The sequence below is a fragment of the Streptomyces bambusae genome (assembly GCF_019400985.1).
GTDB lineage: Bacteria > Actinomycetota > Actinomycetes > Streptomycetales > Streptomycetaceae > Streptomyces > Streptomyces bambusae_A.
In genome coordinates, this window is sequence record NZ_WTFF01000185.1 from 1 (window position 1) to 14,648 (window position 14,648).

General features: G+C 72.7%; 16 protein-coding genes. 14 read left to right on the plus strand and 2 right to left on the minus strand.

All coding sequences use genetic code 11. The features are described 5' to 3' along the window. The first annotated feature begins 277 nt into the window (after positions 1-277). Positions 278-1,510, plus strand: coding sequence for a radical SAM family heme chaperone HemW (gene hemW, locus GPJ59_RS23140; protein WP_219669448.1), 1,233 nt, complete (start codon positions 278-280; stop codon positions 1,508-1,510). 101 nt (positions 1,511-1,611) lie between these two features. Beyond that, positions 1,612-2,193: a Uma2 family endonuclease gene (locus GPJ59_RS23145; RefSeq protein WP_219669449.1), complete on the plus strand. Its 582-nt coding sequence runs from the start codon at positions 1,612-1,614 to the stop codon at positions 2,191-2,193. On the opposite strand, the gene GPJ59_RS23150 is transcribed toward GPJ59_RS23145, so the two are convergent. Continuing rightward, positions 2,171-2,986 carry a DUF3097 domain-containing protein gene (locus tag GPJ59_RS23150; protein ID WP_219669450.1) on the minus strand — a complete coding sequence of 272 codons (816 nt, stop codon included), beginning with the start codon at positions 2,984-2,986 and terminating at the stop codon, positions 2,171-2,173. The two genes, GPJ59_RS23145 and GPJ59_RS23150, sit on opposite strands and share 23 nt — an antisense overlap. A 31-nt stretch (positions 2,987-3,017) precedes the next feature. Beyond that, positions 3,018-3,746: an MBL fold metallo-hydrolase gene (locus GPJ59_RS23155; protein ID WP_219669451.1), complete on the minus strand. Its 729-nt coding sequence runs from the start codon at positions 3,744-3,746 to the stop codon at positions 3,018-3,020. A gap of 154 nt (positions 3,747-3,900) precedes the next feature. On the opposite strand from GPJ59_RS23155, the gene hrcA reads away from it, so the two are divergent. The 12 genes from hrcA to GPJ59_RS23215 all read left to right on the plus strand — a co-directional run bounded on the left by hrcA (position 3,901) and on the right by GPJ59_RS23215 (position 14,636). After that, entirely contained in the window at positions 3,901-4,917 is a 1,017-nt protein-coding gene (gene hrcA, locus GPJ59_RS23160; protein WP_219669452.1) for a heat-inducible transcriptional repressor HrcA, read from the plus strand. Continuing rightward, the gene (dnaJ, locus tag GPJ59_RS23165) at positions 4,918-6,054 is read left to right on the plus strand and encodes a molecular chaperone DnaJ (protein ID WP_219669453.1); all 1,137 of its coding nucleotides are present in this window, start codon (positions 4,918-4,920) and stop codon (positions 6,052-6,054) included. Positions 6,055-6,153: 99 nt separating this feature from the next. Next, positions 6,154-7,218 (plus strand): nitronate monooxygenase, encoded by a 1,065-nt coding sequence (locus tag GPJ59_RS23170; protein WP_219669454.1) that lies wholly within the window; start codon positions 6,154-6,156, stop codon positions 7,216-7,218. Further along, on the plus strand, positions 7,218-7,964 hold the full coding sequence (locus GPJ59_RS23175; protein WP_219669455.1) for a 16S rRNA (uracil(1498)-N(3))-methyltransferase: 747 nt from the start codon (positions 7,218-7,220) through the stop codon (positions 7,962-7,964). The genes GPJ59_RS23170 and GPJ59_RS23175 overlap by 1 nt, the downstream gene beginning before the upstream one ends. A gap of 115 nt (positions 7,965-8,079) precedes the next feature. Then, positions 8,080-8,439, plus strand: coding sequence for a histidine triad nucleotide-binding protein (locus GPJ59_RS23180; RefSeq protein WP_219669456.1), 360 nt, complete (start codon positions 8,080-8,082; stop codon positions 8,437-8,439). A 4-nt stretch (positions 8,440-8,443) separates the two neighbouring features. Next, a complete protein-coding gene (locus tag GPJ59_RS23185; RefSeq protein WP_219669457.1) occupies positions 8,444-9,349 on the plus strand; it encodes a ribonuclease Z in 906 nt (301 codons plus the stop codon). 245 nt (positions 9,350-9,594) lie between these two features. Continuing rightward, complete coding sequence (locus GPJ59_RS23190; protein ID WP_219669463.1) at positions 9,595-10,677, plus strand: PfkB family carbohydrate kinase; 1,083 nt, start codon at positions 9,595-9,597, stop codon at positions 10,675-10,677. 181 nt (positions 10,678-10,858) lie between these two features. After that, positions 10,859-11,875: a PhoH family protein gene (locus tag GPJ59_RS23195; protein ID WP_219669458.1), complete on the plus strand. Its 1,017-nt coding sequence runs from the start codon at positions 10,859-10,861 to the stop codon at positions 11,873-11,875. Between the two features lie 12 nt (positions 11,876-11,887). Continuing rightward, positions 11,888-12,385, plus strand: coding sequence for an rRNA maturation RNase YbeY (ybeY, locus tag GPJ59_RS23200; RefSeq protein WP_219669459.1), 498 nt, complete (start codon positions 11,888-11,890; stop codon positions 12,383-12,385). After that, entirely contained in the window at positions 12,382-13,713 is a 1,332-nt protein-coding gene (locus GPJ59_RS23205; protein ID WP_219669460.1) for a hemolysin family protein, read from the plus strand. Before ybeY ends, GPJ59_RS23205 begins: the two co-directional genes overlap by 4 nt. Beyond that, positions 13,710-14,063: an MmcQ/YjbR family DNA-binding protein gene (locus GPJ59_RS23210; RefSeq protein WP_219669461.1), complete on the plus strand. Its 354-nt coding sequence runs from the start codon at positions 13,710-13,712 to the stop codon at positions 14,061-14,063. Before GPJ59_RS23205 ends, GPJ59_RS23210 begins: the two co-directional genes overlap by 4 nt. Positions 14,064-14,282: 219 nt before the next feature. Further along, entirely contained in the window at positions 14,283-14,636 is a 354-nt protein-coding gene (locus tag GPJ59_RS23215) for a cytidine deaminase (protein WP_219669462.1), read from the plus strand. Positions 14,637-14,648 lie beyond the last annotated feature (12 nt).

Below are 14,648 nucleotides of genomic sequence, written 5' to 3' on the forward strand. Positions count from 1 at the left end.
GCTCGCGCCGCCGCACGCGCCTACCGTCGGACAAGTCGGCAGCACCCCCCGCCCCCCCGAACAGCGCCGGCCCCCGGACCGTGAGTACGTCCAAACCCCCGATGAGAGAGAGGTGCGGAGAACCAAGTGGGCTCAGACCCCCCGCCGCCGCCGCGGTGGGGGGGGGGGGGGGCGGGGGCCCCCCCCCCCCCCCCGCCCCCCCGCCGTACGCCCTGCCCCGCCCTGCCCGGCCCTGCGCACCGCCCGGGCGTGTCGCGGCATACGCGACAATGGGTCCATGCCTTCCGCACTCCCCGACGGTGACCCCATGCCCGAGGACGGCGCGCTGCCGCCGCACGCCCTGGCAGGCGCCGGGGACCGTCCGCTCGGGTTCTACCTGCACGTCCCGTACTGCGCCACGCGCTGCGGGTACTGCGACTTCAACACCTACACCGCCACCGAGCTGCGCGGCACCGGCGGCGTGCTCGCCTCGCGGGAGAACTACGCCGACACGCTGATCGACGAGGTCCGCCTCGCCCGCAAGGTGCTCGGCGACGACCCGCGGCCCGTGCGGACCGTGTTCGTGGGCGGCGGCACGCCGACCCTGCTGCCGGCCGCGGACCTCGCCCGCATGCTCGGGGCGATCCGCGACGAGTTCGGCCTGGCCGAGGACGCCGAGATCACCACCGAGGCCAACCCGGAGTCGGTGGACCCGGCGTACCTGGCCGAGCTGCGTGAGGGCGGCTTCAACCGGATCTCCTTCGGCATGCAGAGCGCCAGGCAGCACGTCTTGAAGATCCTCGACCGCACCCACACGCCGGGCCGGCCCGAGGCCTGCGTGGCCGAGGCGCGCGCGGCCGGCTTCGAGCACGTCAACCTCGACCTGATCTACGGCACCCCCGGCGAGTCCGACGACGACTGGCGGGCCTCGCTGGAGGCGGTGCTGGGCGCCGGCCCGGACCACGTCTCGGCGTACGCCCTGATCGTGGAGGAGGGCACCCAGCTGGCCCGCCGGATCCGCCGCGGCGAGGTCCCGATGACCGACGACGACGTGCACGCCGACCGCTACCTGATCGCCGAGTCGGTCCTGTCGCAGGCCGGCTACTCCTGGTACGAGGTCTCGAACTGGGCCACCTCCGAGGCCGCCCGCTGCCTGCACAACGAGCTGTACTGGCGCGGCGCCGACTGGTGGGGCGCGGGCCCCGGCGCGCACAGCCACGTCGGCGGGGTCCGCTGGTGGAACGTCAAGCACCCCGGCGCGTACGCCGCGGCCCTGGCCGCCGGCCGCTCCCCGGGCGCGGGCCGCGAGCTGCTGTCGGACGAGGACCGGCGGGTGGAGCGGATCCTGCTGGAGCTGCGGCTGGCCGACGGCTGCCCGCTGTCCCTGCTGGCGCCGGCGGGCCTCGCGGCGTCCCGCCGCGCCTTGGCCGACGGGCTCCTGGAGCCGGCTCCGTACGACGACGGGCGGGCCGTCCTCACCCTGCGCGGGCGGCTGCTGGCCGACGCGGTGGTCCGTGACCTTGTGGACTGATCACTCACTGGAGTGAATCCGTGCGGAACGCGTGTGCGGCTGCCTACGCTGTCCCTAGGCTGCCGCCGTAAGGCACGCGGCGGATGTGGAGGACCACGGAGATGACCGCTGTGGACGAACGAATGATCGAAGTGTTCGACGAGCACCCCGAGCTCTTTGGGCACTACAAGATCGAACTCCTCCGGGGGAACATCGTGATGATGGCAGGGCCGGACTGGGTCCACAATCTGATCGTCCTGTCGGTCCAGGACCAGATTCCGGGCGGCCGGTGGCATCGTGTGCAGACACAGGACGTCGCCATCCCCGGTGAGTCGAGCGAGCCCCAGCCGGATCTTGTCGTGGTCGAGAAGGGTGCGTTCAAGGGCCCCGGACGCCTCGTCCCGGCTCCTGCTGTCACCCTGGCGGTCGAAGTCGTGTCCAAGAGCAGCGTCGAGGCGGACTACGTCACCAAGCGCTCGATGTACGCCGCCGGCCAAATCCCCGCGTACCTGATCATCGACCCGTTCGAGGCCCGGTGTTTGCTGCTCACCGAGCCGAAAGGCAAGGGCGAGGAGGCCGATTACGACGTGGAGCTGAAGACCAAGTTCGGTGCCCCGTTGGCGCTGGACGTCCTCGGTGGTTTCGAACTCAACACCAGCGAGTTCGGCACGCTCCCCAAAGTCAAGAGGCCTCGCCTACCGTAACGAAGTCGATCAGTTCCTCCACCCGCCCGAGCAGGGCCGGCTCCAGGTCCCGGTACGAGGTGACCCGCGACAGGATGTGAGCCCACGCCGCGCCCGTGTTCGCCGGCCAGCCCAGGGCGCGGCAGACGCCCGTCTTCCAGTCCTGGCCCCGGGGAACGACCGGCCAGGCCGGGATGCCCAGGGCGGACGGCTTCACGGCCTGCCAGACGTCGATGTACGGGTGGCCGACGACGAGGACGTCCGGGGACGAGATCCCCGCCGCGATGCGCGACTCCTTCGAGCCCTCGACCAGGTGGTCCACCAGCACCCCCAGCCGGGCGTCCGGCGCCGGGCCGAAGTCGGCGACGACCGTCGGCAGGTCGTCGATGCCGGAGAGGTACTCCACGACCACGCCCTCGATGCGCAGGTCGTCGCCCCACACCCGCTCGACCAGCTCGGCGTCGTGCCGGCCCTCCACGTAGATCCGGCCCGCCCGCGCCACCCGGGCCCGCGCTCCCGGCACGGCGAGCGAGCCGGACGCCGTACGGCCCGGGCCCTTCGCAGCCGCCACCCGCGACGGCCGGACCAGGGTCACGGCCTTGCCCTCCAGCAGGAACCCCAGCGGTTCCAGCGGGAACACCCGCCGCTTGCCGAAGCGGTCCTCCAGGGTCACCGTGCCGCCCTCGCAGGCCACCACCGCGCCGCAGAAATCCGTACCCGCCACCTCGACCACCAGATCGGGGTCGGCTGGCACCTCCGGCACCGGCTGCGCACGCTTCCACGGCGGGGTCAGGTCGGGCGAGTACTCACGCATCCGGCCGACAGTAGGGCGCCGTACCCGCCGATCAAGGCGACACGCCGAAGCGGGCCGCCAAAGTGGCGCGCTGCGCACGTACGAAGCCGGCCCGGACCACCGCCCCGTGCCCCGGCACGTACAGAGCGTCCTCGCCCCCCAGCGACAGCAGCCGGTCCAGGGCCGCCGGCCACTGCGCCGGCACCGCGTCCGAGCCCGCCTGCGGCTCCCCGGACTCCTCCACCAGGTCCCCGCAGAAGACCACCTCCGCCCCGCCCGGGTCCGGCACGAAGACGGCCAGGTCGTGCCCGGTGTGGCCGGGTCCGACGTTCGCCAGCAGCACCTGCACCCCGCCCAGCTCCAGCGTCCACTCGCCCGAGACCGGGTGGCGCGGCAGCACGAGCAGGTCCGCCGACTCGTCCGCGTCCTGCTCCGGCAGGCCGTGCGCCACCGCCGACGCGCGCAGCTCCTCCCGCTCGGCCGCCAGCAGCGCGTCCAGGCCCACCGCCCCGTACACCTCGGCGCCCGAGAAGGCCGCCCCGCCCAGCACGTGATCGAAATGGCCGTGGGTGAATGCGATATGGGTCACGTGCCGGCCCGTCAGCCGCTCCGCCTGGGCACGCAGCCCGGCGCCCTCCCGCACGGACGATCCCGGGTCGATCAGCAGGACGGAGTCGTCGCCCACCACCAGCCCCACCGTGCAGTCCCACACCGGCAGGCGTCGCCGCCCGGTGCGCGCCGTGAGCCGTTCCCAGCCCACCTCTTCCCAAGCGATGTCCATACCGCGACGCTACCGTGACCGGCCCGACGGGCCGCCGCCCTTGCGAGGGGCGTGCCCGCCCGCCGTACACTGACCGGGGGATCCTGGCACTCACCTGTACCGAGTGCCAGACACAGGCCGAAACCGAACGGAACCAGCGCTGGAGGTGCGCGCGATGCTCAGCGAACGCAGGCTCGAAGTGCTGCGCGCCATCGTCCAGGACTACGTCGGGACGGAGGAGCCGGTCGGCTCCAAGGCGCTGACCGAGCGCCACCGGCTCGGGGTCTCGCCCGCCACCGTGCGCAACGACATGGCCGTGCTGGAGGACGAGGGCTACATCGCCCAGCCCCACACCAGCGCCGGCCGGATCCCCACCGACAAGGGCTACCGGCTCTTCGTCGACAAGCTCGCCGGCGTCAAGCCGCTGTCGAGCCCGGAGCGCCGGGCCATCCAGCACTTCCTCGACGGCGCCGTCGACCTCGACGACGTGGTCGGCCGCACGGTGCGGCTGCTCGCGCAGCTGACCCGGCAGGTCGCCGTCGTGCAGTACCCGTCGCTGACCCGCTCCACGGTCCGCCACGTCGAGCTGCTCTCGCTCGCGCCCGCGCGCCTGATGCTCGTCCTGATCACGGACACAGGGCGGGTCGAGCAGCGCATGGTCGACTGCAACGCGCCGTTCGGCGAGCAGTCGCTGGCGGACCTGCGGGCGCGGCTGAACGGCAAGGTGGTCGGCCGCCGCTTCGCGGACGTGCCGCAGCTGGTGCAGGACCTGCCGGAATCCTTCGAGGCCGAGGACCGGGCCACGGTGCAGACCGTGCTGTCCACGCTCCTGGAGACCCTCGTGGAGGAGACCGAGGAGCGGCTGATGATCGGCGGCACCGCCAATCTCACCCGCTTCGGACACGATTTCCCCCTGACCATCCGGCCGGTGCTGGAGGCGCTGGAGGAGCAGGTCGTGCTCCTCAAGCTGCTCGGCGAGGTCAACGAGTCGGGGATGACCGTACGCATCGGCCACGAGAACGCCTACGAGGGACTGAACTCCACGTCCGTCGTCTCGGTCGGCTACGGTTCGGGCGGCGAGACAGTCGCCAAGATGGGCGTGGTCGGACCGACCCGCATGGACTACCCCGGAACGATGGGAGCGGTACGCGCAGTGGCACGTTACGTCGGACAGATCCTGGCGGAGTCGTAAGTGGCCACGGACTACTACGCCGTACTCGGCGTGCGCCGCGACGCATCGCAGGACGAGATCAAGAAGGCCTTCCGGCGGCTCGCCCGCGAGCTGCACCCGGACGTGAACCCCGATCCCAAGACGCAGGAGCGTTTCAAGGAGATCAACGCCGCGTACGAGGTGCTGTCGGACCCGCAGAAGAAGCAGGTCTACGACCTCGGCGGCGACCCGCTGTCCTCCTCGGGCGGCGGCGGCGCGGGCGGCTTCGGAGCCGGCGGCTTCGGCAACTTCTCGGACATCATGGACGCGTTCTTCGGTACGGCGTCCCAGCGCGGCCCGCGCTCGCGCACCCGGCGCGGCCAGGACGCGATGATCCGCCTGGAGCTGGAGCTCGACGAGGCCGCGTTCGGCACGACCAAGGACATCCAGGTCGACACCGCGATCGTGTGCACGACCTGCTCCGGCGAGGGCGCCGCGCCCGGCACCTCCGCGCAGACCTGCGACATGTGCCGTGGCCGCGGTGAGGTGTCCCAGGTGACGCGGTCCTTCCTGGGCCAGGTCATGACCTCCCGCCCCTGCCCCCAGTGCCAGGGCTTCGGCACCGTGGTCCCCACGCCGTGCCCCGAGTGCGCGGGCGACGGCCGGATCCGCTCCCGCCGCAGCCTGACGGTCAAGATCCCGGCCGGCGTCGAGAACGGCACCCGCATCCAGCTCGCGGGCGAGGGCGAGGTCGGCCCCGGCGGCGGCCCCGCCGGCGACCTGTACGTGGAGATCCATGAGCTGCCGCACCCGGTGTTCCAGCGGCGCGGGGACGACCTGCACTGCACGGTGACCCTCCCGATGACCGCGGCGGCGCTGGGCACCAAGTGCCCGCTGGAGACGCTGGACGGCATGGAGGAGGTGGACATCCGGCCCGGTACCCAGTCCGGACAGTCCATCCCGCTGCACGGCCGGGGCGTCACCCACCTGCGCGGCGGCGGCCGCGGCGACCTGATCGTCCACGTCGAGGTGCAGACCCCGAGCAAGCTGGACGCCCAGCAGGAGGAGCTGCTGCGGCAGCTGGCCAAGCTGCGCGGCGAGGAACGGCCCATGGGCCAGTTCCAGCCGGGGCAGCAGGGCCTGTTCAGCCGCCTGAAGGATGCGTTCAACGGGCGATAGCCCCGGTTCGGCGGTCGCCTGGCCGGTCTGCGCGCTCGGACTATGCCAGGCGAATGCCACGATTCGGCCCGGTGCGGTGGGCATGGCACGATGCACCTCATGTCCACCGCACTGAACGGTCTTTCCCACTACCCGATCGTGCAGGCCCCGATGGCGGGCGGCGCTTCCTGCCCGCCGCTCGCCGCCGCCGTGTGCGAGGCGGGCGGGCTGGGCTTCCTGGCCGGCGGCTACAAGACCGCCGACGGCATGTACCAGGAGATCAAACGGCTGCGGGGGCTGACCCGGCGGCCGTTCGGCGTGAACCTCTTCATGCCCCAGACCGCGTACGTCGAACCGGCCGCAGTCGAGGCCTACCGCGGCCAGCTCGCGGGCGAGGCGAGCTGGTACGACACCTCGCTGGCCGACGATGACATCGTTGGCACGGCCGACGACGGCTACGACGCGAAGCTGGCCATCCTGCTCGAAGACCCGGTCCCCGTCGTCTCGTTCACCTTCGGCTGCCCGTCGGCCGACGTGCTCACCCGGCTGCGCGCGGCCGGCACGCTCACCGTGGTGACCGTGACCTCCGTGGAGGAGGCCCGGACCGCGCAGGCGGCCGGGGCGGACGCCGTGTGCGTCCAGGGCATCGAGGCCGGCGGCCACCAGGGCACCCACCGCGACGACCCGCAGGCCGACGGCACGGGCGTCGGGCTGCTGGCGCTGGTCGCCCAGGTACGGGAGGCGGTCGCGCTGCCGATCATCGCGGCGGGCGGGCTGATGCGCGGCTCGCAGATCGCCGCGGTACTGGCCGCGGGCGCGGACGCCGCACAGCTGGGCACGGCGTTCCTGGCGTGCCCCGAGTCGGGCGCGCACCCGCTGCACAAGAAGGCGCTGACGGACCCGCTGTTCGCCCGCACCGAGCTCACCCGCGCGTTCTCCGGCCGCCCCGCCCGGGGCCTGGTCAACCGGTTCATGCGGGAGCACGGACCGTACGCCCCGGCCGCATACCCTCAGGTGCACCACCTGACCGCGGGACTGCGCAAGGCCGCCGCGGCGGCCGGGGACCCGCAGGGCATGGCCCTGTGGGCGGGCCAGGGCCACCGGCTGACCCGGGCCCTGCCGGCCGGGGAACTGGTGGAGGTACTGGCGGCCGAACTGGCCGAGACACAGATGAGGAGCGTGTGATGACGGCCCCGGTGTTCGTGGTCGAAGAGGTGCCCGCGGGCCCGGAGTTCGTCCTGGAGGGGCCCGAGGGCCGGCACGCGGTGTCGGTCAAGCGGCTGACCCCCGGCGAGGACGTGGTGCTCACGGACGGCCGGGGCCACTGGGCCGAGGGCGTGGTCAAGGCCGCCGAGGGCAAGGACCGCCTCGTCGTCACCGACCTGGAGTCCGTGCACACCGAACCCGCGCCGCAGCCGCACATCACGGTCGTCCAGGCGCTGCCCAAGGGCGACCGCGGCGAGCTGGCCGTCGAGACCATGACCGAGACCGGCGTCGACGCGATCGTGCCGTGGCAGGCGTCCCGGTGCATCACGCAGTGGCGCGGGGACCGCGGCGCCAAGTCGCTGGCCAAGTGGCGCAGTACGGCCCGGGAGTCGGGCAAGCAGTCCCGCCGGGTGCGGTTCCCGGAGGTCGCCGAGGCGATGTCCACCAAGCAGGTGGCCCAGCTGCTGGCCGGGGCCGACCTGGGCGTCGTACTCCACGAGGACCGCGACCACCCCTCGCAGGCGCTGGCGACGGCGCAGCTGCCCGCCGCCGGCTCGGTGGTGGTCGTCGTCGGCCCCGAGGGCGGGGTCTCGCCGGAGGAGCTCGCGGTGTTCGCGCAGGCCGGAGCGCATCCGTACCGGCTGGGCCGGTCGGTCCTGCGCACCTCGACGGCCGGCACGGCGGCGGTGGCGGTCCTGCTGGCCCGCACGGGGCGCTGGTCCTGACGTCCACAGGCCCGCTGCCCGCACGGGGCGCTGGTCCTGATATCCACAGGCCCGCCGTGCCGGCCCCCGCCCCGCTACGATGCGCTGAGTGATCACCGTTACGAGAGGCTGAGTGATGGCAGGCGAACCGCAGGCGGACTGCCTGTTCTGCAAGATCGTCAAGGGCGAGGTCCCCGCGACCGTGGTCCACGAGACCGAGACCACGTACGCGTTCCGGGACATCAACCCCCAGGCGCCCACGCACGTGCTGGTCATCCCCAAGGTCCACTACCCCGACGCCGCCACGCTCGCCGCGGCCGACCCGCAGGCCGCCGCCGACATGCTGACCGCCGCCGGCGAGATCGCGGCCCAGGAGAAGATCGACGGCACGGGCTTCCGGATCGTGCTCAACACCGGCGCCGGCGCCGGCCAGACCGTCTTCCACGCGCACGCACACGTCCTGGGCGGCCGCGGCCTCCAGTGGCCCCCCGGCTAGAGCCGTGTCCGCACGCGAGTTCGTGGTGCTCGGTACCGCCAGCCAGGTACCCACCCGCCACCGCAACCACAACGGCTACCTGCTGCGCTGGGACGGCGAGGGCATCCTCTTCGACCCCGGGGAGGGCACGCAGCGCCAGATGCTGCGCGCCGGCGTCGCCGCCCACGACATCCACCGGATCTGCGTCACCCACTTCCACGGGGACCACAGCCTCGGCCTGGCCGGGGTGATCCAGCGCATCAACCTCGACCGGGTCCCGCACCCCATCACCGCGCACTTCCCGGCCAGCGGGCAGAAGTTCTACGACCGGCTGCGGCACGCCACCGCCTACCGGGAGACCGTGGTCGTCGACGAGGTGCCGGTCGCCCAGGACGGTGTGCTGGCGAGCACGCCGGCGTACACCCTCCATGCCCGCCGGCTCTCGCACCCGGTCGAGTCCTTCGGCTACCGGCTCGCCGAGCCCGACGGCCGCCGGATACTGCCCGAGCTGCTGGCCCGGCACGGCATCACCGGCCCCGACGTCGGCCGCATCCAGCGGGACGGCTCCCTGGACGGGGTCACGCTGGAGCAGGTCAGCGAGCACCGGCGCGGGCAGGTCTTCGCCTTCGTCATGGACACCCGGCTCTGCGAGGGCGTGGAAGCGCTCGCCGTGGGCTGCGACATGCTCGTGATCGAGTCGACGTTCCTCGACGAGGATGCCCGGCTCGCCACCGAGCACGGCCACCTCACCGCGGGCCAGGCGGCCCGGGTCGCACGCGACGCGGGCGTACGGCACCTGGTGCTGACGCACTTCTCGCAGCGGTACACCGACCCGCAGGCCTTCGAGCGCGAGGCGCGCGAGGCCGGCTTCGAGGGCGAGCTGACCGTGGCCGCCGACCTGCTGCGGGTCCCGCTGCCCAAGCGCCCCTGACCGGCCGCCCGGCCCCGCCCGGCGCCCCGCCCGGCCCCGTACGGGACCGGGCGGCCCGCACGGGTGTCCTTGCTTGTGATCTAGCCCACCATTGGTTTTGACTCGGGCCCACACGGGGAGTGCCGGCAGCTCTCCGTCGAACCGGGGAGTTGACCGTGAGCCGTCCCAGCGACCGGACCGTCCGCACCACCACGCCGACCGTCGGCTCCACCGCGCCGCAGCCCGCCGCCTGCGTCGCGGACCCGGTGGACCCGCTCGGCGCCCTGCGCGCGCCCGAGGACCCCGACTGCGACGTCTTCCTCACCGGCACCGTCTTCCTGGACATCATCTTCACCGGCCTCGACTCGGCCCCCGTACGCGGTACGGAGTCCTGGGCGCGGGGCATGGGCTCCAGCCCGGGCGGGGTCGCCAACATGGCCACCGCGCTGGCCCGGCTGGGCCTGCGGACCTCGCTGGCGGCCGCCTTCGGGGACGACCACTACGGCGAGTACTGCTGGGACGCGCTGGAGCAGGGCGAGGGCATCGACCTGTCGCTGTCGCGGACCGTCCCCGGCTGGCACAGCCCGGTCACCGTCTCGATGGCCTACGAGGGCGAGCGCACCATGGTCAGCCACGGCCACGAGGCCCCGTCCCCCGCCTTCGGCGCCCGGGCCCCGGGCCCGGACGGCCACGGCCCCTTCCCCGACGCCCCGCCGCGCGCCCGCGCCGCCATCGCCTCGCTGACCCCCGGCCGCCCCGAGGCGTGGGTGGCCGCGGCGGCCCGCCGGGGGGCGCGGGTCTTCGCCGACGTCGGCTGGGACGACAGCGGCCGCTGGGACCTGGCCGCGCTCGACCTGGAGCACTGCGAGGCCTTCCTGCCCAACGCCGGGGAGGCCATGCGCTACACCCGCACCGACTGCCCCCGCGCCGCGGCCCGGGCCCTGGCCGACCGGGTGCCGATCGCGGTGGTGACCATGGGCCCGGAGGGCTCGTACGCGGTGGACGGCCGCACCGGGGAGACCGCGGACGTGCCCGCCATCGCGGTCGAGGCCCTCGACCCCACGGGCGCCGGCGACGTGTACATGGCCGGCTTCGTCACCGGCACCCTGGCCGGCTGGCCGCTCGCCGACCGGCTGGCGTTCGCGGGCCTGACGGCGGCCCTCTCGGTGCAGGAGTTCGGCGGCTCGCTCTCCGCCCCCGGCTGGCCGGAGGTCGCGGCCTGGTGGCGCGGACAGCCGGACCCGCCCGCCCGCTACGCCTTCCTGGACGCCCTGCTGCCGCCGCAGGCCGGCCCGGCCGCGGACCGGCGCCGGGCGGTGCCGACGATCGGCTTCCGCAACCCGGCGTAGGCCCGGCGGCCCGGGGTGCGGGGCCCCGGGCGGCCGGTGCGGACGGCTCCCCTCCGCCCGGCCCCCACCCCCGGGAAAACCCCTCGGGAAGCCGGCAGCGGCGTCGTACGCTTGGTACTCAGAGGTCGTCGATCGGCGAGACCCCGCAACGGGAGGTATGTGCAGGCCTCAGAGCCGGCCCATGACGCAGACACCCACAGCCCACATCCCCGCACCGGGACAGGCACGAGCCCACTTCACCGTTCCGGCCAAGCACCCCATGGTGACGGTGCTCGGCTCGGGTGACGCACTGTTGCGCGTGATAGAGAACGCCTTCCCGGAGGCCGACATCCATGTCCGGGGAAATGAGATCAGCGCGATCGGCGACGCCAGGGAAGTCGCCCTGATCCAGCGCCTGTTCGACGAGATGATGCTGGTGCTCCGCACCGGGCAGCCGATGACGGAGGACGCAGTGGAACGCTCGATCGCCATGCTCAAGGCGAGCGAGACCGGCAACGGCCCGGCCGAGACGCCCGCAGAGGTGCTCACCCAGAACATCCTCTCCAGCCGCGGCCGCACCATCCGCCCCAAGACCCTCAACCAGAAGCGCTACGTCGACGCCATCGACAAGCACACGGTCGTCTTCGGCATCGGCCCCGCCGGTACCGGCAAGACCTACCTCGCCATGGCCAAGGCGGTCCAGGCCCTGCAGTCCAAGCAGGTCAACCGGATCATCCTGACCCGCCCCGCCGTCGAGGCGGGCGAGCGGCTCGGCTTCCTGCCCGGCACGCTCTACGAGAAGATCGACCCGTACCTGCGCCCGCTGTACGACGCGCTGCACGACATGCTCGACCCGGACTCGATCCCGCGCCTGATGGCGGCCGGCACGATCGAGGTGGCGCCGCTGGCGTACATGCGCGGTCGCACCCTGAATGATGCTTTTATCATCCTGGACGAGGCGCAGAACACGAATCCCGAGCAGATGAAGATGTTCCTGACCCGGCTCGGCTTCGATTCGAAGATCGTGATCACGGGTGACATCACCCAGGTCGACCTTCCGGGCGGCACCAAGTCCGGGCTGCGCCAGGTCCGGGAGATCCTCGACGGCGTCGAGGACGTGCACTTCTCGATGCTGACGTCGCAGGATGTCGTACGGCACCGGCTCGTCGGCCGTATCGTCGACGCGTACGAGCAGTACGACAGCCGCAACGGGAAGTAGCACGAGAAGAACATGTCGATCGACGTCAACAACGAGTCCGGAACCGAGGTCGACGAGCAGGCGATCCTCGACATCGCCCGCTATGCGCTCACCAGGATGCGGATCCACCCGCTGTCCGAGCTCTCCGTCATCGTCGTCGACGCCGCGGCGATGGAGCAGCTCCACATCCAGTGGATGGACCTGCCCGGACCCACCGACGTCATGTCCTTCCCGATGGACGAGCTGCGTCCGCCGGCCAAGGACGACGAGGAGCCGCCGCAGGGGCTCCTCGGCGACATCGTGCTCTGCCCCGAGGTCGCCAAGAAGCAGGGCGAGGACGCGCCGACGCAGCACTCCATGGACGAGGAGCTCCAGCTCCTGACCGTCCACGGGGTGCTGCACCTGCTCGGGTACGACCACGAGGAGCCGGACGAGAAGGCCGAGATGTTCGGCCTCCAGGCGGCCATCGTGGACGGCTGGCGGGCCGAGCACGGCCTGACCGGCCCCTCGCCGGCCCCCACCGTCTCGTGACCGCCCCCCAGCTGATCACCGGGGCGGTCCTGCTCGTCGTGGTGGCCTGGCTGGCGGCCTGCGCCGAGGCGGGCATCGCCCGGGTCTCCAGCTTCCGCGCCGAGCAGGCCGTACGCGAGGGCCGGCGCGGCAGCGCCAAGCTGGCGCAGGTCGCCGCCGATCCGACGCGCTACGTCAACGTGGCGCTGCTGGTGCGGGTGACCTGCGAGATGGCGGCGGGCGTGCTCGTCACGTACGTCTGCCTGGACGCGCTCGGCGAGAACTGGAAGGCGCTGCTGGTCGCCATCGCGGTGATGGTGCTGGTCTCCTTCGTCGCCGTGGGCGTCTCGCCGCGCACCATCGGCCTCCAGCACCCGCTGAACACGGCGACGGCCGCGGCGTACGTCCTGGTGCCGCTGGCCCGGGTGATGGGCCCGATCCTGCACCTGCTCATCCTCATCGGTAACGCGCTCACCCCCGGCAAGGGCTTCCGCAAGGGCCCCTTCGCGTCCGAGGCGGAGCTGCGTGCGCTGGTGGACCTGGCGGAGAAGGAGTCGCTGATCGAGGACGAGGAGCGCCGGATGGTGCACCAGGTCTTCGAGCTCGGCGACACCCTGGTGCGCGAGGTGATGGTGCCGCGCACCGACCTGATCTGCATCGAGCGGTACAAGACGATCCGTCAGGCGACCACCCTCGCCCTGCGCTCGGGCTTCTCGCGGATCCCGGTGGCCGGGGAGAACGAGGACGACATCGTCGGGATCGTGTACCTGAAGGACCTGGTCCGCAAGACGCACATCAACCGCGAGGCCGAGGCGGAACTGGTGACCACGGCCATGCGCCCGGCGGTCTTCGTGCCGGACACCAAGAACGCCGGCGACCTGCTGCGCGAGATGCAGCAGGTCCGCAACCACGTCGCCGTCGTCATCGACGAGTACGGCGGCACGGCCGGGATCGTCACCATCGAGGACATCCTGGAGGAGATCGTCGGCGAGATCACCGACGAGTACGATCGCGAACTCCCGCCCGTCGAGGAACTCGGCGAGGACCGCTACCGGGTGACGGCCCGTCTGGACATCACCGACCTCGGCGAGCTCTTCGGGATCGACGCCTTCGACGACGAGGACGTGGAGACGGTCGGCGGACTGCTGGCCAAGGCGCTCGGCCGGGTGCCGATCGCCGGCGCCTCGGCGCTGGTCGAGCTGCCCGACGGACGGTCGCTGCGGCTGACGGCGGAGGCTCCGGCGGGCCGCCGGAACAAGATCGTCACCGTGCTCGCGGAGCCGGTGCAGCCGGAGTCCGACCCCTCGGCGGACCGGGATCCGGGGCCGGAGCGGGGCGGGGCGCTGTGACCCCGGCCGAGCTGCGCGCGTTCTGCCTGGGCTTCAACGCGGCGGTGGAGGAGTTCCCCTTCAACCCGGAGACCTCGGTCTTCAAGGTGCTGGGCAAGATGTTCGCGCTCTCGGCCCTGGACGCGACGCCGCTGACGGTCAACCTCAAGTGCGACCCGGAGCTGGCCGTCCGGCTCCGGGCCGAGCACCCCGCGATCGCGCCGGGCTGGCACATGAACAAGCGGCACTGGAACACCGTGACCGTGGACGGGCTGCCCGACCGGATGGTGCGCGAGCTCGTCGAGGACTCGTACGACCTGGTGGTGGCGGGGCTGCCGCGCGCGGAGCGGCTGCGGCTCGACCGGCTCTGAAGGCCGCCTGCGGAGGGCCTGGTTCCGCCAAGGTCACGATTTCGCCAGTTGGCCGATCATCGGATTTCTTTACCTTACGCTTAGCTTTGCTTGTGCCAAGCAAGATCCGTTCCAGGGGGACGCCGGGGGGCGTCGTGGAGCGGAACGGGGGGTGGAGGGGAGAGCGCCTCGGCGGGGTCGTCGCCCGGCCCCGCCCAGGCGCTCCATATGCTGTCGCCCATGACCGACACCACCGAACTGGGCCCCGAGGACAGCAAGATCATCACGCTGGCGCGCAGCGCCCGGGCCCGCAACGGCGTGCCCGAGGGTGCCGCGGTCCGCGACGAGACCGGCCGCACGTACGTCGCCGGCACCGTCTCGCTCGACTCCCTCAAGCTCAGCGCCCTCCAGACCGCCGTCGCCATGGCCGTGGCCAGCGGCGCCCGGTCGCTGGAGGCCGCCGCCGTCGTCAGCACCGCCGACGCCCCGGCCGACGCCGACCGGGCCGCCGTCCGCGACCTCGGCGGTCCGGACACCCCGGTCCTGCTCGCGGCCCCGGACGGCACCCTGAAGTCCTCGACGCCGGCGGGCTGAGCCCCCTCCGCC